Here is a 20,010-nt window from a genome sequence, read left to right as displayed (position 1 = left end):
TTCGCTATTTTTAATATTTCATTAATATGATAGTCACTTCTTAATCCAATCACTATTTTGTCTGAAAACCAAATTATCAGCATTCCTTCTATTCTAAATTAAATACTTCAGCTATTTTTTTAAAGTTCTTTTTTCGCAGATCTGTTATTTGTTTCGATTTTGCTCAATAAAGAAACATAAATTTTCAATTTAACAGAAAACTATCTCGAAAGTAACTTTTGCTCTCCTCGTAACTTGATTGTTTTTTTCCAAAACTATTTTCCATTTTTTGACTTACCATTATTTGTAAAAAACATACTACAAAGTTTCATTCTTTAGCAAAGTGTTTCCCACCTCATATTATAAACATGCTCTACTCTTGTTTACTTTTAAACAATAAAAGTATAATTCAAAAAATTGTGATTTCAATATCTTAAACCAGAATCTATTGAGAATTTCACTTTTTACAGCATGTTCACAACGCTAACTCCGTTACTTTTTTTAGTGATTTTTATTTGAGTCGGAATTCGTTCTTTTAAATTTTCTACATGTGAAATAATCCCGATTAGTTTACCCTGAGATTGTAAGGTTTCTAGAGTAGCAATAACGGTTTCTAGTGTATTATTATCTAAAGTTCCGAAACCTTCATCGATAAATAAAGAATCAATTTTTACGTTTTTACTTGCTAAATCAGACAATCCCAGCGCTAAAGCCAAGCTAATAATAAACTTTTCTCCGCCACTTGAAGTATCTACCAATCTTGCTTGATCGGTTTGATAATGATCAATTAAGTTAAAGTTTAATTCTTCTTTTGGTTTGTAAAATTCCTCCATTTTTAAGGAATAACGTTTGTTTAACTTGAACAAATGTAAGTTTGCCAAATCTAACAAATGCTTTAAAGTCAGTCTTTGCACATAGACGTTAAACGCATCTTTTGAGTTCCCTATAATTTGAAATAATTCTTTCCAAACACCACAAATTATTTCCTGATCTGCTATTTTTTTATAGAGTTCTTGATTTCTATTTTTAATTTCTTGGTCTTTTCTAAACGCTTCAAGTATCTTCCCTTTTTCTGTTGATAAATTTTTATTATCAATCTTTAATTTTTCTAATACCAACTTACTTTCTTCTTCGGATATTTCAAAACTTTTAGATGTGTTCGCATCTTCAATTGCTTTTAAATTGGTTTCTTTTAAGGTTTGTAATCGAAGTTGTTGCTCTTTTATTTGCTCTTTTACTTGTGCATATTTTAAAGAATCTTCTTTGCTTAACAAAGCATTTTCAACAGCTAGTTTTGATTTAAAATCGCTGTTTTTAAGTTGATTTTCTAATGATGTTTCGAAAGCAATTAGTTCATCATTTAAAACCTTTTGATCTTTAATATTTTCGACTTTTAATGCTTCATTTTTATTTTTAGCGTCTATTAGTTTTTGCCAAGCTATTTTACTAGCATCAACTATTTCATACAACTGTTTTTTAACAGATTGCAAACTTTTACGTTTTTCCTCAACAGTTACCTCAATCGGTAAAATAACATTTCTTTCAATTTTTAAAATAGTAAAAGCAGCATCCGATTTTTGGATTGCCTCTTGAAATTCTGTCTCACTTTTAGAATTAGTTTCTAACTTTTCTTTGACATTTACCAAGTTATTATTGATGACGGCAACATTGGCTTTCAGTAAATTTAAATTTTTTTGAGCAATATTATAATTTGTAATTTGTGCTTTAATCTGCTCAATAAATTCTTTTGTTTCATTAATTGAAGGGACTTTATAATCAAATTTAGAGAATTTTGTTTGTAATGTATTTTCTAAATTTTTGCAGGTTTTTACGCCTTCATCAATCAATTTTTGTTTTTCAGCAATTTCTGAATTCGTATTTTTTATTTTCTCGTTTAGAGTGGCATCTTTTGTTTTTAAACTTTCTATCGATTGATTTTGAGCTTTTAAAACTGCGTCAATTTCATCCCTTTGTGTTTGTAATTTTTGAATTGTTTTTATTTGAACATCGATCAACTTTATATTTTCAGAAAGTGCATTCATTTCTTTATCAATTGTATCGACATCCGTTAATTCACAATCAATATTTAATTTTGATGCTTTTGATTTAACGCTAACGATATCTTCTAAAATAACTTTAATTTGGTTTGTAAATCCTTCAATTGAAGTAATTAATTTCACTTCCTTCTTGTCAGATTCGTTTTTAGAATTGATAAGATTCTGTAATTTACTTCTACGAATACTAAGCTCTAATTCAGATTCTGAAACTCCGATCGCCTCTAAATGCTCAGCAAACGGATGATTTTTTGAACCACACAAACTACACCGTTCTCCTTTAATTAAATGTAGACGATCCTTTTCATATTTAGCAATACTTTTTTCTAAATCCAGAATTTTTTCTGCATCCAAAACTGATTTTTCTTGTACTTCAAGCTGTTTTTGAAGCGCAATAGTTTCTTTTTGGTTTGCTACTAGTTCTTTTGAAAACGAAGTTTTCTTTTCCACTAAAACAACATGCTCTTTTTCAATTTTGATATATTGCTCTCCCAAACTTTTAAACTCTTTCCAGTTGACTTCATGTACTGAAAGTTTATTTTTTTCAACTAGAATAGCACTTAAATTCTGTTTCTTTAATTCTTCATTAATACACGTAAGTTCTTTATCAAACTTGTTAATCTCAACTATTTTTTTATCGAAAAACCCCTTGTTTTTAGAAAATTCAGTTTTGGTAACTTCTAACTCTTTTTTCTTTTTGATCACAAATACTGCATTTTCATTTACAATTTCTTTATGACCTTTTAAAGTGATTAAATCGGTTGTCCAATTTGATATTGCTGCATCAACTTCTTCTAAAAATGTGTGTTTGGTTATAAATACTTCTGTTCGTTCTATAGTCGATTTTTTCTCTTTTAATTCTTCTGATAATTTATTTTTATCAACTTGAAAAACTCCTATTTGTTTCTTTAAATCGTCTAACTTTTTTATTGAATTTTTCCTATTTTCAACTTCATTTTCGATTTTGTGATCTAAGGTGGTAATCAGTTCAAATTTCGGCAACCAATTATTGAACTCCTTTTCAGAATTCTCAAGTTCATTAGATTGCTTTTCAGTAATTACTGTACTATTTTCAATTTGCGGTTTTAAGTTCGCTAGTTGATTTTCTAATACTTTTGATTGGTATAATTTTTCAAGAATACTTTTCTCATTCCTATTTATATTTTGAATGAGTTCTTTAAAAGGTGCTGCTTTTTCATGTTCCTCTAATAATTCAAAATCTTCTTTATGATTTTTTACATCAGCATATAATTTTAAAGATGCTTCTTCTAATTTTTCAGAGTCGGTTGCTAATTTTTTGAAATTCACATACCAACTCTCAACAAACTGCATCGCCACAATCGCTGTTTCTGATTTTATAATTTCAGCATCAAGAACTTTGTCTTTTTCTAATAGTTCAATTTTTATTTCTTCGGATAAAATATCATCCGCATTAATTTTAGCCTGAATTTCTTTTAATGTATTTTCTTCTTTCGATTTTCTCTCTGAAATACCTTGACCAATTTTTTTATAAATTTCTTCGCCAGTAATTTGTTCTAGCAACTTTCCTTTTTCAGGACCTTTTGCTGTTAAAAAGGCAGCAAATTCTCCTTGAGCTAACATCACGGATCTTAAAAACTGATTGTAATCTAATTGTGTGGCGCTATAAACTGCTTCAATTAATTCTCTCTTTGCTTCGGCTAACGTAATCCCTGTGTTTAAATTAATTAACCGCACCTCTTCCGTAGGGTTTTTTAATTTTTTCCCTGCTTTAGAAGCCAAACGCATTCCCCAATAAGCTTCATACCTTACCTTGTCATTCTCAAAAGTTACTCGACTAAAAGCATCATTTGCCCCATGGCTTACCACATCAATTAAGGTGCCTTTTGAGTTATTAAAACGAGGCACATTATGATACAAGGCAATCGTTATTGCATCTAAAACAGTGGTTTTCCCTGCACCTGTTGAACCTGTAATTGCGAACAACCCAACATCTTTAAATTGCTCGTTTTCAAAATCAATAAGAATCGGTTTCTCAGATTTTAAGGAATTTATATTTTGTAATTCTATCTTTAAAATTTTCATAGGAACTCCTTTTACTGATTTTTAACGGCTTGTAAAATTTCGTTAAAAGCATCTAAAACCTGCGGTTTTTCGTCTAGATTAACACCCATTTCTTTACATTTTAATTTAAAAACATCCCTTGGCATTAATTCTTTAATCGATTTTGTGTTTTTTAAAAGTTCCTCAATTCCGATATTAGTTTGCTGCTTTTTTAACGCTATTTTTAAAATTTCAAATGAATATTTTTCAGCTTCTTTTTTTAATGCATCTGTATTTATGGTATGATTTTCCTTCAAGATAATTTCAACCCAAGGCGTTAAATCGTAAGCATTAGAAATCAAATTCGGAAACTGTTCCATGCATTCTTGTAGAGTACCTGTTACCCTGTAAAAGTTCCTAAAACACGGAATTACAGCATCTGTTATAGTAGTTATTTTGTTTTCTTCAACCGTTAAAACAAGTACTTTTTTATCATAATTAACTTCACTAAAACTCAAAATATTTGGCGAACCTGAATACCGTACTTTCTCGTTACCGCCAATAATTTGAGGTCTGTGTAGATGTCCTAAAGCAATATAATCAAAATACGTTGGGAAATCTGCAGCGCCAATATGCCCCAAAGTTCCCACATAAATATTTTGCTCACTGTCAGAAATTGTACCTCCAACCGCAAATAAATGTCCCATCGCAATTACTGGGGCGTTGTTTGTATTTATCAATTTGCATTGATCTGCCGCCGCCTGATAATGATTAATTAAGGCTGTTTTATATTTATCTGTTAAATCTTCAAAAGATTCACCTGCAACGGCGCGTCTAATATCGCCATCGCGCAAATACGGAACGGCTGCAATAATTACTTTTTCGTTATCTATATCAATTTCAAAAACCTCATCTTCTATCGCTTCCGTTGCTTTGCCAACCACCTTTATAGAAAGTGCTTCTAACACATCTTTTGGTGCGTTTAAAATCCCTGCAGAATCATGATTTCCTCCAGTAATAATCACAGATTTACAGCTTGTAGCTTTCAACCTCATCAAAAAGTTATAGTACATTTTCATGCTCTGATTAGATGGCGAAGCAGAATCAAAAATATCTCCAGAAATTAAAAGCACATCAATTTTTGTGTCATTGATATAATTTTCAATCCACTTTAAAAACAAGGTTTGTTCTTCTAATTGCGAATTTTCGTGGAGTCTGTGCCCTAAATGCCAATCTGCGGTGTGAAGTATTTTCATAGCGATTTATTAGTTATTTAGCTTTTTTTTAGTTGATGAAACTTTTTAATACTTATAAATCACCCTTAAATTAGGATGATTTTATGTGAAATTTAATGACAAAAATAAAGAGGTTTAAAATACATACTTACATAATTTATTGCAGTAAAAGAATAATTTCTGTCCTCAACTTTGGTAATTCCTTTATGATAATCGTCCAAATAACTTCATCAGAAATATTGTCGTATTCATGTGCAATTCTATTTATAGCTTCTCCTATAATCTCAATATTTCTTTCTACCGCTTTTTTTTGTTTTTTAAATCATTTTGATATTCAAAAAAATCTCTTTTCTCTGGTAAGAAGTCATAAATTTCATCAATAGACCTTATGATATCCTCTAACCAAGCGTTAATTCTATAGTCCATAAATGAGGACTTTTGTTTTATCTAACTCCTTTCTAAAATATTGATTTTTAATCCCTCTCTCTTCAATTAAATCTATTTGACGTTTTAATAATTCCTCTAACTTTTCTTTGAATTGAAAATACAAATCCGTGTATTTAAAAGGATCATTTTCATTAAAATCAACTGCAAAATCTATATCTGAATTCTCATTAAAATCATCACGTAAAACGGAGCCAAAGGCCGAGAAACTTCGGACTTTATACTCTTTACAAAGCTTTTTTTATCAAATTGATATTTTTATCATCTATTTTCATATTTCAAAAACACCTAAAGTTTTAAAAATACTTCATCTTATTTTTAACTTCAAAGAAACTATTACTTTTACCCCGCAATCATATAACCACCATCTGCAGTATACACGCCACCCGTCATATAATTACCCGCATCCGAAGCTAATAAACAAGCCAAACCAACTATTTCTTCTGGCATTCCCATTCTTCCGCTTGGTATTGATCTTTCTAACTTATGTAGCATTTTTTCATTTTGCCACAACGCTGCACTGAATTTTGTTTTGATTAATCCTGGGCAAATTGCGTTGGCTTTAACACCATATGGTCCCCATTCTTTTGCTTGATTCTTTGTCAACATTAAAATAGCTGCTTTACTTGTGCTATAAATTCCTAATCCAAAACCAGGAGTTAATGCTTCAACAGATGCTATGTTAATAATACTTCCATTTTTATTGGCTTTTAAATGTGGTAAAACCAAGTTTGATAAAGACCAAGGCGCTTTTACATTCACATCCATAATTTTATCAAAAATTGTAGGATCTACCTCTTCAATCGGACTGTAAACCGGATTAATAGCCGCGTTATTTACTAAAATATCTATGCGTCCAAAAGCTTCCATTGTTTTCTCGACCAAGTTTTTACGTTGATCTTCTTTCCCAATATGACAGGCTATTCCTATTGCTTTTAAACCTTCGGCTGTAAATTCTTTTGCAACCTCGTTACAAGCTTCTTGACTTCTGCTAGAAATTACAACCTGTGCGCCATTTTGTGCCAATCCTTTTGCAATTGCTTTTCCGATTCCTTTGCTTGAACCTGTGATGATTGCAACTTTACCCTCTAAATTAAATTGTTTTTTTATATTCATTATAAAATATATTCTTTGTCTTTTTTAATGGTAATTACCTCATCATTCATTAAAGATTCTGCGAGTGAAATTGTTTTTGGAACCTCATATTTAAAATAGAATTTCATTGTATGAATTTTACTTTCATAAAAAGTTTCTGAATATTTTCTGTCCCCATTTTTTAACTCGGTTTTACCATCCACAGCCATTTCTAACCACAACCATCCTAAAACAACAATACTCATATATTCCATGAATAAATTGGCATCTGCTAAATAGCGCTCGTGATTCCCTTTCATAGCAAAAGGCATTAAATGACCTAATACTTTTTGAGAAAGCGTTAATTTATCTCCTAAAATAGTAGCATATCCTTTTAAATCTTCATCATTAGAAGCCGCAATAATTGTTTTTAAAATTTCTGCAGATAACAACTCTAATCCTTTTCCGTTTTGCATGGTAACTTTTCTACCCAACAAATCTTGAGATTGAATACCTGTTGTACCCTCATACAAGGCATAAATTCTAATATCTCTATAATATTGTTGCAAAGAAAAATCGGTACAGAAACCATAACCTCCTAAAACTTGCAGACCATTATTAACCGATTCTGCGCCCGCTTCTGATGGATATGTTTTTACAATAGGAATAATCACTTCTAATAATAAATGATATTTTTCTTTCTCTTCTTCGGATGTCGCCGTAGTTAAAATATCTTGATATTTTGAAGCTAACATGACCAAACTTAAAGAACCTTCTACAATAGATTTTTGCAATAATAACATCCTTCTAACATCTGGATGTTCTATAATTAAACTCTGCTTTTCTGTTGGATTCTTCTTTCCGTCCGCAGATAATTTTCTTCCTTGTGGTCTTTCGTTTGCATAGTGCAAAGAAGTTCTGTAGGCTGCCATTGCAATTGCTGCAGCGCCTCTACCAACAGCTATTCTTGCGCCATTCATCATCAAAAACATTTGTTTTAAACCCTTGTGCTCTTCACCAACTAACCAACCTCTACAATCATTTGTATCACCAAAACCTAAATGTGTTGTGCAATAGCCTTTTTGACCCATTTTCTGAAAATCAGCAACCGTCATTACATCATTATAGGTTAAAGTTCCGTCTTCTTGTAATCTATTTTTAGGAACTACAAATAGAGAAATTCCCTTGGTTCCTTTTGGAGCTCCTTCAATTCTTGCCAACACTAAATGCACAATATTTTCTGCAAATTGATGATCGCCACCAGAAATAAATATTTTCTGTCCAGAAATTTTATAAAATTCGTCTTTGGTTGGTGTTGCTTTTGTGGTAATATCAGAAAGTGAACTTCCTGCTTGTGGCTCTGTTAAACACATGGTGCCTCCCCAAACTCCCGATAACATATTTGGTATATAGGTTTCTTTCAAAGCATCGGTTCCAAATTCTACAATTAATTCTGCAGCTCCTTGCGTTAAACTGGGGTATCCTGGCAAATGATTATTAGCAGCATCCATAATATAAACCGCGGCTTGTAGTGCAGAAAACGGAATTTGTAATCCACCATCCTCATAATCAAAACAGGCGGAGATGATGCCCATTTCACCAGATTGGTGCATCACTTTTTGAACTTGTTTGTGCACAATTACAGTTCCGTCTTTATGATATGCGGGCGTTTCGTCCATTTCTTTAAAATATGGATACAACTCTCTATCAGAAAATTCTTTTACTGAATCGATAAACAAATCTAAAGACTCTATATCGTGTTCTTTGAATCTTTCTCTTGTAAGTAAATCTTCTAATTGATGAATATCATAAAGTATGTATTTAAGTGTTTCGAGGTCTACATACTTTTTTTGCATTTTCTTGAATTTTTTTTGTGAATTTTTACTACTTGTATCTGCAGATTAAACAGCTTCTACATCTTCAAATATAATGAAAATTACTATGCATGCATAGTAAAATAAAAAAACTATGTATTCTTAATAAATTAAAATTTATTTATTACGAATAATAGTGTAAAATAGAAACTTTAAAGTTGATTCTTAATATTTTGAAGTTCTGCTTTTACAGCTTCTAATCTACTAATAATTTCGTGAGTATTAAAGATTGCTTCAGGATTTTTCTTAAGCTTTTGTTTCGCTCCTTCTAAAGTAAAACCACGTTCTTTTACTAAATTGAATATTAATTTAAAGTTTTTAATATCTTCTGGAGTAAAAAGTCGGTTGCCTTTTGCATTCTTTTTAGGTTTGATAATTGCAAATTCTTTCTCCCAAAAACGTACTAACGAAGTATTTACATTAAAGGCTGTTGCCACTTCACCTATTTTATAATATCTCTTTTCGGGTAAATCTATATGCATTTTTTAGTGTTGAATATTCGGTATTCGGTATTCGGTATTCGGTATTCGGTATTCGGTATTCGGTATTCGGTATTCGGTATTCGGTATTCGGTATTCGGTATTCGGTATTCGGTATTCGGTATTCGGTATTCGGTATTCGGTATTCGAAAAATAAAAAATCCTTATGGTAATTCCTATTTAAACTAAAATTATTTCTCCAATTTCTTGTTTCTTGGCTTTTGATTCTTACTTCTTTTAAATCTAAAACTTCATAGCTAAAATATATTCTCTTGGTTCTTGCCTCTTTTGTTTCTCAACTCATTTAACCTAAAACTGTATATCTATACCCTAATCTCCATCAATCTAACTAAAAAAACATATTAATCGTAAGACTGACTTTCTTCTGATGCTTGTTGTAAGGTTGCAAACTCTTCTAAAGACAAATCTCCGTAATAAAAATTAATAGGATTTAAAGCAATGTCATTTTTATGAACTTCATAATGTAAATGTGGGGCAACAGACAAACCTGTATTGCCAACAAAACCAATTAAATCTCCTCTTTTCACATCTTGATATCTCTTTACAACCATTTTACTCAAATGCGCATAAATAGTTTTATAGCCATAACCATGATCTATATAAATTACATTACCGTACGTGCTACTTCTTTGCGCTCTATATATTTTACCGTTTCCTGATGCATACACGGGCGTTCCTTTCGGAGCCGTAAAATCCATTCCTTTATGAAATTTATTAATTTTTAAAATAGGGTGCATTCTCATTTTATAACCAGAAGCAACATAGAAATCTCCCTTTGTAATTGGTAAAATTGCCGGAATTGAAGCTAACATCCCTTCTTTTTCTTTGGCTAGAGCAACAATTTCATCTAAAGATTTAGACTGTACAGACATTTGTTTAGATAGAATATCTAATTTTTTAGAAACACTTTTAACCAAATCAGAATTGTCATATCCTTCTAAATACTTATACCTATTCACCCCACCAAAACCAGCTTTACGTTGCTCTTCTGGTATAGGATTTGCTTCAAAATACGCTCTGTATATATTATTATCTCTGTCTTGCATTTGCAATAAAACTTGAGACATTTCGTCTACTTGTTTGTTTGTTAACTCAAGATTAAATTCTGTGTATTTTAATTCGCGCTCTGTAGCCAATTCATTTGGTGTTTTTAAAAACTGACTAAAACCAATAAACCCAAAAAAAGCGATTAATATAACGCCTAAAAAACTAAAAAGTACTTTTCGATACCGATCGCTCTTCTTTACAGCAATTTTTCTGTAAGAAAGGGTATCCTCATCATAATAATATTTTACTTTTGCCATAATGTTTATTGTACTATTTTTGTTTAGTAAATGATTTTATTTGACAGTAATTTTTTTATAATAACAGGTAAATTTACAAAATGTTTTGCAACTGCTTTTTTAAAGTAGTTTTTTTTAAAAATAAATTAACATAATCCAACTTGTTGGAAACTTCACTTCTATGAAATCTCAAGATATACGTGCTACTTTTTTAGACTTTTTTCAAAAAAAATCACATGTCATAGTTCCTTCTGCTCCAATGGTAACCAAAGATGATCCTACGTTACTCTTCGTGAATTCTGGAATGGCCCCTTTTAAAGAATATTTTTTAGGAAACGGAATTCCTAAAAGCAACAGACTTACAGATTCTCAAAAATGTTTACGGGTTTCTGGTAAACACAACGATTTAGAAGAAGTTGGGTATGATACCTATCATCATACATTGTTTGAAATGTTGGGTAATTGGTCTTTTGGTGATTATTTTAAAAAAGAAGCAATTGCTTGGGCTTGGGAATTACTTACAGAAGTTTATAAGATTGATAAAGACCTATTATATGTAACTGTTTTTGAAGGAAGTGATGATGCTGATAAATTGGCAATAGACACAGAAGCTTTTGATCTATGGAAACAATTTATTGCCGAAGACAGAATTTTAAAAGGAAATAAAAAAGATAATTTCTGGGAAATGGGCGAACAAGGACCTTGCGGACCTTGCTCTGAAATTCATGTAGATATTCGTTCTGCAGAAGAAAAAGCAAAAGTAGATGGTAGAACTTTAATCAACCAAGATCATCCTCATGTTGTAGAAATATGGAACTTGGTTTTTATGCAGTATAATAGAAAAGCCAACGGGTCTTTAGAAGACTTACCAAACAAACATATTGATACTGGTATGGGGTTTGAGCGTTTGTGTATGGTTTTACAAAACGTGCAATCTAACTATGATACCGATGTTTTTACACCAATTATCAGAGAAATTGAAACCATTACCAACACAAAATACGGTTCAAATAAAGAACAAGATATTGCAACCCGCGTAGTTTCTGATCATGTTAGAGCCGTTGCTTTTTCTATTGCCGATGGCCAACTGCCAAGTAATACAGGGGCAGGTTATGTAATTCGTAGAATTTTGCGAAGAGCCATTCGTTACGGATTTACATTTTTAGATAAAAAAGAACCTTTTATTTATAGATTGGTTGCTGTTTTAAGTGATAAAATGGGAACTGCTTTTCCTGAACTAAAGGCGCAAAAACAACTAATAGAAAATGTAATTAAAGAAGAAGAGAACTCTTTTTTAAGAACATTAGACCAAGGTTTAATACTCCTTGATGGTATTATTTCAGCATCCAAAACAAACCAAATTTCTGGTGATAAAGTATTTGAACTGTATGATACTTTCGGGTTTCCGATCGATTTAACAGCCTTAATTTTATCTGAAAAAGGCTATACTTTAGATGAAAAAGGTTTTGAAGAAGAATTACAGAAACAAAAAAACAGATCGCGTGCGGCAAGTAAAATGAGTACAGAAGATTGGACTATTTTAAAGGAGGATGCTGTTGAAGAGTTTGTAGGCTATGATTTTTTAGAAACCAACGTAAAAATTACTAGATACAGAAAAGTAACCTCTAAAAAAGATGGCGAAATGTATCAATTAGTCTTTAATTTAACGCCATTTTATCCCGAAGGTGGTGGTCAAATTGGTGATAAAGGATATTTAGAAGATTCGCATGGTGATGTCATTTATATTATAGACACTAAAAAAGAGAACAACGTCATTATTCATTTCACAAAAAATCTTCCGGCTCATTTAACCGAAAGTTTTAAAGCGATTGTTGATCAACCGCATCGCTTTAAAACAGAATGTAATCATACCGCTACGCATCTATTACATCAGGCTTTAAGAGAAGTTCTAGGAACACATGTAGAGCAGAAAGGTTCTGCCGTAAATGCGAACTATGTACGTTTTGATTTTTCTCATTTCTCTAAAATGACCTCGGATGAATTACAAGATGTTGAAAACTTTGTAAATGCTCGTATTTCGGGTAAATTACCTTTGGTAGAAAAGAGAAATATACCCATGCAACAGGCAATTGATGACGGCGCAATGGCTTTGTTTGGTGAGAAATATGGAGATACGGTTAGAGCAATTAAATTTGGAAAATCAGTAGAACTTTGTGGCGGAACTCATGTAAAAAACACGAGTGATATTTGGCATTTTAAATTAAAATCTGAAGGCGCAGTTGCGTCAGGTATCCGAAGAATTGAAGCGATTACTAATGACGCTGTAAAAGATTTTTACACCGATAATAGTACAACTTTACTTCAAGTAAAAGAACTTTTAAACAACGCAAAAAACCCTGCAAAAGCAGTTCAGAAATTACAAGATGAAAATACTGCTTTACAAAAACAAATAGAGCAGTTGTTAAGAGAGAAAGCTCAAAACGTATCAGGTGAAATAAAAAACCAATTACAAGAAATAAATGGTGTTCAATTTTTAGCAACAAAAATAGATTTAGATCCTAACGGAATTAAAAATTTAGCGTTTGAAATCGGTAAAGAACATCAAAATTTATTTATGTTATTTGCTACTGCCCCTTCTAAAGATAAAGCAATGTTAACCTGTTATATTTCTAAAGAATTAGCAAATGAACGTGGTTACGATGCAGGCAAAGTTGTAAGAGAATTAGGAAAACTAATTCATGGTGGCGGTGGCGGTCAGAATTTCTTTGCAACGGCTGGTGGTAAAAATCCGGGCGGAATAGCAAAAGCTTTAGAAAAAGCTAAAGATTATTTGGTATAATCGTTTAGATAAATGTATTTGATTTGACAAAAATTAAACAAAAACTTGTATTTGTAATGGTTCTTTTCATGATTGTTATCGTTTTAATTCTTTCTGGTTTTGGCATTTGGTGTGCTAGTTCTTTTCTGTTTGATAATCGATAAGTATGAAAAAAAATGCATTACCAGCATCAATTATAAATCTTGCAAAAAAATAAATTGATTTTATATTAGAAATTTAAGGTGTAATGAAACTTCAGACTCAAATTCCACTTAACAAAAAAACTGAAAACCTTATTGATTACAATTCGAAATTGTTGTTATTAGGTTCTTGTTTTTCTGAAAATATTGGCCATAAACTTCAGTACTTTAAATTTCAAACGTGTCAGAATCCTTTTGGCATTCTTTTTCATCCAAAAGCAATAGAAACTTTTATAAAGAATGTTATTGATAAAAAAATGTTTACAGAAAAAGACATTATTTTTCAAAACGAGCGCTGGCATTGTTTTGATGCACATTCTAGTGTAAGTTCTACTGCTAAAAATGAAGTATTAAACACCTTAAATACACACGTTTTAACAACAAATAAAAAGCTAAAAAAAGCAAGCCATCTATTGATTACGCTAGGAACTGGTTGGGTATATCGTTTGATAGAAACCAATAAAATTGTTGCAAACTGTCATAAAATTCCGCAGAAAAAATTCTCAAAAGAGTTGTTATCTGTTGATGAAATTACCGAAAGTCTAAAAACAATTAGTACCCTTATAAGATCTGTAAATAAAAATGTACAGGTGGTGTTTACCGTTTCTCCTGTTAGACATTTAAAAGATGGCTTTACAGAAAACGCACAAAGTAAAGCGCATTTAATTGCAGCAATACACCAACATATAAACCGCGCTCAAAGAAATAGTAGTTATTTCTCTAGCTATGAAATTATGATGGATGAATTAAGAGACTACCGTTTTTATGCCGAAGATATGATACACCCAAATACAACTGCCATCAATTATATTTGGGAAAAACTTGTATCTACTTGGTTTTCTAACGAAGCATCAAAAACTATGAAAGAAATTGATGTTATTCAGCGCGGAATACTGCATAGATCTTTTAATGAAAAATCTAGCGAGCATCAACAATTTTTAGAAAAGTTAGCTGTTAAAAAGAAAAACATACAACAACAATTTCCTTTTATCAACTTTTAAAAAAATCTATTTTTCTATAAACTGATCCACATTTTGCCAAGGACCTCCATTAATTACGTCAATACCGTGTTGCTTTAAAAATTGTGCTGCTTGCCCGCTTCTGCCTCCGCTTTTACAGACTGCAATTACAGGTTTTTTCCAAGCTTTTATTTTATCAATCTCAACAGGAATTAAGTTTAAGACAATATGCTTTGCACCGTCTGTATGACCGTCATTCCACTCCACTAATGTTCTAACATCTAAAACAACCGCATCTTTTTCTAAATACTCTTTAATCTCAACACTCATATCTTTTTTTTTAAACATGTCAAATAAACCCATGTGATTTCTTTATAATTCATGCAAACTTAAACCATTTTCAATAAGCTTTGTGTAACTTTTATTACTTTTTAACGCTTTTAAAATGCTTAAAATAGCAGATTTTATAGAAAAATCGTTTTTCAAAGCTAACTCATACAACTCTAAAAACAATAACCAATCACTTGCAAAATTCAATTTTAATTGATTAAATATTGCTAGTATCTTTTCTTCGGTTACGGTATCTTCTTCCCGCATTTTTTTTACGTCACTGTATAAAGAATAGAGTTCTTGGGCCGTTTCAGAATAGGTTATTTTATGAGTTTTTATATCAGAAACTTTACTAGCATCCTCAAAAGAAGCAATATCTGCGGCACCTGAATAAGCAGAAATTACTGCTTTACCAATTGCCATATCAAAAATACCCCACTCAGGTTTAAATAAAACCTCTTCTTTGTAGGTAACCGTGCATTCATCAAAAGTAATAATTAGTATTTTACCTCTTAAATCTCTTGTGCCCGTAATTGCTTTTCCTTTTACAATAATACCGCTTTCAAACTCTAAAGTCATAAATTCGCCTTCGTAAATTCCGTATGCTTTTAAATCTCTAGGACTCATGTCTTCAATCGGTAAATTAATTCCTTTTAATTTACCAACCGGACTCCCAAAACCAGCAGCATGACTTGTAATACCATGCCCAATTAATTCTTTATCTCGGTTCGATAACGCTGTTTTACCTGTTGTTTGAAAATAAGCAACCTTATTATTTTTATGCGGAATAACATTGGTAAAAACACCCGATATTTGAATGCCAGTTGTTAATTCTATGGTTCCTAAACTTTCAGATTTCACAAGCTTTTCAATTCCTTTTAAACCTCCGTTTCTTAAAGCCATTGTGTTTGCAAACTCGTCTAAAACCAAACTTAAATAAGCAAAATCTGGGGTTACAAATAATTGAGGTTGCGGCTTTGTAATATCAAAATTAACAGTTGCAGCATCTAGAGAATAGGCTACTTTTTTTACATCATTTTGCATGCACCAAGCACTTTCTCCGATTGAAGAAAGTAAACCTGCTCCGTATATTTTAGGGTTTTCTAAACGACCAATTAAACCATATTCTACAGACCACCAGTGCAAATTTCTAATTTGTGCCATTTCAGACAATTCGCCCATATTATCTTGCAACCATTCTACTTTTTCTTGTGCTTCATCAATTTGCTCTGCAGTTGCGTTTGGGTTTTCTTTTAAGATTGATAAAAGTCGGATTGCCTCATACATTTCATAATCTTTGGCAGATGAAATTGCTTTGCTACCAATTTCACCAAAACGCCTTAAGTATTCAGAATATTCTGGATTTGCAATAATAGGTGCATGCCCAGCAGCTTCATGAATAATATCTGGCGCGGGTGTATATTCTATATGATTTATAGTTCGCATGTCTGACGCAATCACTAAAACATTATACGCTTGAAACTCCATAAATGCATTTGGCGGAATAAAACCATCTACCGAAACTGCAGCCCAACCAATTTCTTTTAAAATTCTATTCATTCCCTCCATATGCGGAATGTTTTCAAAAGAAATGCCAGTTTTTTCTAACCCTGGCATGTATGATTTATGGGCAACTTTACTCAAGTAATCAACATTTATACGCATTACGTAACGCCAAACTGCCTGGTTTTGAGAAGTATATTCTTCATAAGGCTGTTTTACAATAAACTTGTGCAAATGTTGGGGTAACTTTTTAGTTACTGCATTTAATTCAAAATGGGTTTTCATTGTAGATATACTAGAATTTACTGGGTAAAATTACGGATTTTGTAATAGATGCGTTCCTTATTTCTTGTTAAAGATTGAATTCATAATGAGAACGAATTCAAAAATCAAATTATACTTCGACAATACCTACGGACCTTTTAGTTTTTAAAATGCTAAAAGAAATTAGTCAAGAAAAAAGGGTCGCGTTATATGTTGATAAAAAGGCAACATCTTAGCAACCTAAAAAATTAGTAAATCGTTTCCTTTAAAAAACAGAAAAAATAATAGTGTGTTTACTACTACTTTTATCTAAAGTATTTACGGTATCGGTTTCGTGAACTTTTAAAAATGTCGTTAAAATATTCCCTACTTTTACACTATAAAACATAGAAATGAACAAGAAAGTTATCTTAATGATTCTAGATGGATGGGGCATTACACAAGACCCAAAAGTATCTGCCATTTACAATGCTAAAACACCCTTTATCAACTCTTTATATAACAAATACCCAAATGCAGAATTAAGAACCGACGGCGAACATGTTGGTTTACCCGAAGGGCAGATGGGCAATTCTGAAGTTGGGCACATGAATTTAGGCGCTGGTAGAATTGTGTATCAAAATTTGGCGAGAATTAATAAAGCGGTTAAAGAAAAAACTTTAGGGCAAGAAAAAGTATTGTTAGATACTTTTAAATATGCCAAAGAAAATAACAAAAGTGTTCATTTATTGGGTTTGGTTTCTAACGGCGGTATCCATGCACATATAGATCACATCAAAGGATTGTTAGACGTTGCCAAAGAGCAAGAAATTGATAATTTGTTTTTACATGCCTTTACAGATGGTAGAGATTGCGATCCTAAATCGGGCGCATTTTTTATCAATGACATCCAAGAATACATGAAAGAAAGTACTGGCGAATTAGCGACTGTTACTGGGCGCTATTATGCGATGGATAGAGATAATAGATGGGAACGTGTTCATAAAGCTTATGACGGACTTGTAAATGCTGTCGGTACTAAAACTACGGATATTATTGCGAGCATCAACCAGAATTATGAGAAGGGTTTAACTGATGAGTTTCATAAACCAATCATTATTACCAATGAGAACGGATCACCAAAAGCGCAGATAAAAGAGGGCGATGCGGTGCTTTTCTTTAACTATAGAACCGATAGAGGAAGGGAATTAACAAATGCTTTGTGCCAGAATGATTTCCCTGAATTTAACATGAAAAAATTAAAGTTATATTTTACAACCATGACGTTGTATGATGCTTCCTTTAAAGGAATCAATGTTATTTATAACAGCGATAATATAAAAAACACATTGGGCGAAGTTTTATCTAAAGCTGGTAAAAAACAAATTAGAATTGCGGAAACAGAAAAATATCCTCACGTAACATTTTTCTTTTCTGGCGGACAAGAAGCTCCTTTTGAAGGTGAATCTCGTATTTTAAGAAACTCGCCAAAAGTAGCTACCTATGATTTAAAACCAGAAATGTCTGCGTATGAATTAACAGATGCTTTGTGTGATGATTTAGAGAAAGGCGAGGCAGATTTTGTCTGTTTAAATTTTGCAAATGGCGATATGGTTGGGCATACCGGAATGCTAGATGCAGCAATTAAAGCCTGTGAAGCGGTTGATAATTGTGCAAAAAGAGTCATAGAAACGGGTCTAGAAAACGGATATTCTATTTTACTAATTGCCGATCATGGAAATTGTGAAACAATGATGAATCCCGATGGATCTCCGCACACGGCACACACAACAAATCCTGTTCCGTTTATTTTAATTGATGACACTATAAAATCGATAAAAAGCGGCGTTTTAGGCGATATCGCGCCAACAATATTAGAACTTATTGGCGTTGAACAACCAATAGAAATGACACAAAAATCACTTTTATAATTATGAAAAACATCCTATTTTTTTTCTCATTAATACTTTTTACTGCCTGTAATTCAAACAAAAATGCAGTAAAAAGCAAGACGACAGAAACAACACAAGCAATCATAAAAGAAGTTAAACAGCCTCCCAGAATCATTACGGCTAAAAAAAATACTGATGGGTATTTAATTGGTATTGCTAACAAAGAATCTTTTTCAGATGACTCTTTTAAAACTTGGTTTAATAGTAGGTATTCAGAATACAACACCGATAAAGAAACTATTGGTAAACTTACCGAGGCACTTAAAGGTTATACTATAAAAGGCTTTATGGCAACTTGGTGCGGAGATAGTAGAAGAGAAACGCCTCGTTTTTATAAAATTTTAGATGAAACTGGTTTTGATCAAAATAATTTTGAATTGATTACCGTTAACAAAAGTAAAAGAACTCCAGATAATTTACAAGAAGGCTTTAATTTAATTAGAGTTCCTACTTTTATCTTTTACAAAAACGGCAAAGAAGTTGGGCGCTATGTAGAATACCCAAGAGAAACAATCGAAAAAGATATTCTTAAAATTGTTACAGAACAACCTTACAAACATTCTTACGATAAAAGCTAATAGGTTTTTCCCTTAAAAAAACTATTTTTTGACACAGATTTCACAGATTAAACCAATTAAATCGGTATAATCTGTGTCTTCTTTCTTTCAAGGCTTTATCTACCTTTGTGTTTCGTCGAAGATATAAATCCTAATAAATATAGTAACTTTGTAGCTCAATTTTTGAAAATGATTAAAATTAAAACGAAAGAAGAAATAGAAATAATGCGCGAAAGCGCATTGATCGTTTCTAAAACATTAGGAATGCTTGCCAAAGAAGTAAAACCAGGTGTAACTACTTTGTATTTAGACAAACTTGCCGAAGATTTTATTAGATCAGAAGGCGCAATCCCTGGGTTTTTAGGCTTGTACGATTTCCCTAACACACTTTGCATGAGTCCGAATTCGCAAGTTGTTCACGGATTCCCTACTAAAGAACCCTTAAAAGAAGGCGATATTATTTCTATAGACTGTGGTGCTTTAAAGAATGGTTTTTATGGCGATCATGCGTATACTTTTGCCGTTGGCGAAATTGATGCCAAGACTAAAAAATTATTAGACGTTACCAAAGAAAGTTTGTATGTTGGTATTCGCGAATTTAAAGCCGGCAATAGAGTTGGTGATGTTGGTTTTGCCATTCAGAATTTTACTGAAAAACATGGCTATGGCGTTGTAAGAGAATTAGTAGGTCATGGATTAGGACGTAAAATGCACGAAGACCCAGAAATGCCAAATTATGGTAAAAGAGGAAGAGGTAAAAAATTTGTAGAAGGAATGGTAGTTGCGATTGAACCAATGACCAATATGGGAACTCACAAAATAAGACAACATTCTGATGGTTGGACGATAACAACGTTAGACAATAAACCTTCTGCACATTTTGAGCACGATGTTGCTATTGTAAACGGAAAACCAGAATTACTTTCTACTTTTAAATATGTAAATGAGGCTTTGGGGATTGTTACTGACGAGGAGAAAGAGTTTAGACAGTAGGTTGGTGTTACACGGAGATTCGCAGAGTT

At 32.0% G+C, this 20,010-nt stretch carries 15 protein-coding genes and 1 pseudogene; 5 read left to right on the top strand and 11 right to left on the bottom strand.

Translation table 11 applies throughout. The annotated features are described in order from the left end of the window. Positions 1-443 precede the first annotated feature (443 nt). The 9 genes and pseudogenes from ES044_RS07005 to ES044_RS06970 all read right to left on the bottom strand — a co-directional run bounded on the left by ES044_RS07005 (position 444) and on the right by ES044_RS06970 (position 10,486). A complete protein-coding gene (locus ES044_RS07005) occupies positions 444-4,097 on the bottom strand; it encodes an AAA family ATPase (protein WP_147118701.1) in 3,654 nt (1,217 codons plus the stop codon). A gap of 11 nt (positions 4,098-4,108) precedes the next feature. Further along, a complete protein-coding gene (locus tag ES044_RS07000) occupies positions 4,109-5,311 on the bottom strand; it encodes an exonuclease SbcCD subunit D C-terminal domain-containing protein (protein WP_147118700.1) in 1,203 nt (400 codons plus the stop codon). A 136-nt stretch (positions 5,312-5,447) separates the two neighbouring features. After that, positions 5,448-5,513, bottom strand: a complete 66-nt coding sequence (locus tag ES044_RS19345; RefSeq protein WP_410524680.1) for a hypothetical protein — start codon at positions 5,511-5,513, stop codon at positions 5,448-5,450. Between the two features lie 74 nt (positions 5,514-5,587). Then, on the bottom strand, positions 5,588-5,716 hold the full coding sequence (locus ES044_RS19340; protein ID WP_317131218.1) for a hypothetical protein: 129 nt from the start codon (positions 5,714-5,716) through the stop codon (positions 5,588-5,590). Further along, positions 5,706-5,915 (bottom strand): annotated as a pseudogene (locus tag ES044_RS06990) (nucleotidyltransferase family protein); the annotation flags it as partial. The pseudogene ES044_RS06990 and the gene ES044_RS19340, both read right to left, overlap by 11 nt. Positions 5,916-6,076: 161 nt before the next feature. Next, positions 6,077-6,850, bottom strand: a complete 774-nt coding sequence (locus ES044_RS06985; protein ID WP_147118699.1) for an SDR family NAD(P)-dependent oxidoreductase — start codon at positions 6,848-6,850, stop codon at positions 6,077-6,079. Beyond that, positions 6,850-8,664: an acyl-CoA dehydrogenase gene (locus ES044_RS06980; protein ID WP_147118698.1), complete on the bottom strand. Its 1,815-nt coding sequence runs from the start codon at positions 8,662-8,664 to the stop codon at positions 6,850-6,852. Before ES044_RS06980 ends, ES044_RS06985 begins: the two co-directional genes overlap by 1 nt. Before the next feature lie 170 nt (positions 8,665-8,834). Further along, positions 8,835-9,164, bottom strand: a complete 330-nt coding sequence (locus tag ES044_RS06975) for a MerR family transcriptional regulator (protein ID WP_147118697.1) — start codon at positions 9,162-9,164, stop codon at positions 8,835-8,837. A 359-nt stretch (positions 9,165-9,523) separates the two neighbouring features. Beyond that, positions 9,524-10,486 (bottom strand): M23 family metallopeptidase, encoded by a 963-nt coding sequence (locus ES044_RS06970; protein ID WP_147118695.1) that lies wholly within the window; start codon positions 10,484-10,486, stop codon positions 9,524-9,526. 160 nt (positions 10,487-10,646) lie between these two features. Here ES044_RS06970 and alaS point away from each other — a divergent pair, with 160 nt between their 5' ends. After that, positions 10,647-13,265: an alanine--tRNA ligase gene (gene alaS / locus ES044_RS06965; RefSeq protein ID WP_147118694.1), complete on the top strand. Its 2,619-nt coding sequence runs from the start codon at positions 10,647-10,649 to the stop codon at positions 13,263-13,265. A 226-nt stretch (positions 13,266-13,491) separates the two neighbouring features. Further along, complete coding sequence (locus ES044_RS06960; protein ID WP_147118693.1) at positions 13,492-14,445, top strand: GSCFA domain-containing protein; 954 nt, start codon at positions 13,492-13,494, stop codon at positions 14,443-14,445. A gap of 6 nt (positions 14,446-14,451) precedes the next feature. Here ES044_RS06960 and ES044_RS06955 read toward each other — a convergent pair whose 3' ends face one another. Next, entirely contained in the window at positions 14,452-14,766 is a 315-nt protein-coding gene (locus tag ES044_RS06955; RefSeq protein ID WP_223269148.1) for a rhodanese-like domain-containing protein, read from the bottom strand. A 9-nt stretch (positions 14,767-14,775) separates the two neighbouring features. Continuing rightward, on the bottom strand, positions 14,776-16,521 hold the full coding sequence (locus ES044_RS06950) for an aromatic amino acid hydroxylase (RefSeq protein WP_147118692.1): 1,746 nt from the start codon (positions 16,519-16,521) through the stop codon (positions 14,776-14,778). Between the two features lie 371 nt (positions 16,522-16,892). On the opposite strand from ES044_RS06950, the gene gpmI reads away from it, so the two are divergent. The 3 genes from gpmI (at position 16,893) to map (ending at position 19,981) form a co-directional block, all read left to right on the top strand. Then, complete coding sequence (gene gpmI / locus ES044_RS06945) at positions 16,893-18,410, top strand: 2,3-bisphosphoglycerate-independent phosphoglycerate mutase (protein WP_147118691.1); 1,518 nt, start codon at positions 16,893-16,895, stop codon at positions 18,408-18,410. A 2-nt stretch (positions 18,411-18,412) separates the two neighbouring features. After that, complete coding sequence (locus ES044_RS06940; RefSeq protein WP_147118690.1) at positions 18,413-19,009, top strand: thioredoxin family protein; 597 nt, start codon at positions 18,413-18,415, stop codon at positions 19,007-19,009. Between the two features lie 168 nt (positions 19,010-19,177). Next, complete coding sequence (gene map, locus ES044_RS06935) at positions 19,178-19,981, top strand: type I methionyl aminopeptidase (RefSeq protein ID WP_147118689.1); 804 nt, start codon at positions 19,178-19,180, stop codon at positions 19,979-19,981. Positions 19,982-20,010 lie beyond the last annotated feature (29 nt).

The sequence above is a fragment of the Polaribacter sp. IC066 genome (genome assembly GCF_007997085.1).
Taxonomy (GTDB): domain Bacteria; phylum Bacteroidota; class Bacteroidia; order Flavobacteriales; family Flavobacteriaceae; genus Polaribacter.
The sequence above is the reverse complement of the archived record's forward strand: the minus strand, read 5'-3'. Positions and strand labels throughout refer to the sequence as shown.

What these genes read in the sequence shown, in the direction of transcription:
- ES044_RS07005 (WP_147118701.1), bottom strand. Translation starts at nt 4,097, where the DNA reads ATGAAAATTTTAAAGATAGAATTACAAAATATAAATTCCTTAAAATCT.
- ES044_RS07000 (WP_147118700.1), bottom strand. Translation starts at nt 5,311, where the DNA reads ATGAAAATACTTCACACCGCAGATTGGCATTTAGGGCACAGACTCCAC.
- ES044_RS19340 (WP_317131218.1), bottom strand. Translation starts at nt 5,716, where the DNA reads ATGGACTATAGAATTAACGCTTGGTTAGAGGATATCATAAGGTCTATT.
- ES044_RS06985 (WP_147118699.1), bottom strand. Translation starts at nt 6,850, where the DNA reads ATGAATATAAAAAAACAATTTAATTTAGAGGGTAAAGTTGCAATCATC.
- ES044_RS06980 (WP_147118698.1), bottom strand. Translation starts at nt 8,664, where the DNA reads ATGCAAAAAAAGTATGTAGACCTCGAAACACTTAAATACATACTTTAT.
- ES044_RS06975 (WP_147118697.1), bottom strand. Translation starts at nt 9,164, where the DNA reads ATGCATATAGATTTACCCGAAAAGAGATATTATAAAATAGGTGAAGTG.
- ES044_RS06970 (WP_147118695.1), bottom strand. Translation starts at nt 10,486, where the DNA reads ATGGCAAAAGTAAAATATTATTATGATGAGGATACCCTTTCTTACAGA.
- alaS (WP_147118694.1), top strand. Translation starts at nt 10,647, where the DNA reads ATGAAATCTCAAGATATACGTGCTACTTTTTTAGACTTTTTTCAAAAA.
- ES044_RS06960 (WP_147118693.1), top strand. Translation starts at nt 13,492, where the DNA reads ATGAAACTTCAGACTCAAATTCCACTTAACAAAAAAACTGAAAACCTT.
- ES044_RS06955 (WP_223269148.1), bottom strand. Translation starts at nt 14,766, where the DNA reads ATGGGTTTATTTGACATGTTTAAAAAAAAAGATATGAGTGTTGAGATT.
- ES044_RS06950 (WP_147118692.1), bottom strand. Translation starts at nt 16,521, where the DNA reads ATGAAAACCCATTTTGAATTAAATGCAGTAACTAAAAAGTTACCCCAA.
- gpmI (WP_147118691.1), top strand. Translation starts at nt 16,893, where the DNA reads ATGAACAAGAAAGTTATCTTAATGATTCTAGATGGATGGGGCATTACA.
- ES044_RS06940 (WP_147118690.1), top strand. Translation starts at nt 18,413, where the DNA reads ATGAAAAACATCCTATTTTTTTTCTCATTAATACTTTTTACTGCCTGT.
- map (WP_147118689.1), top strand. Translation starts at nt 19,178, where the DNA reads ATGATTAAAATTAAAACGAAAGAAGAAATAGAAATAATGCGCGAAAGC.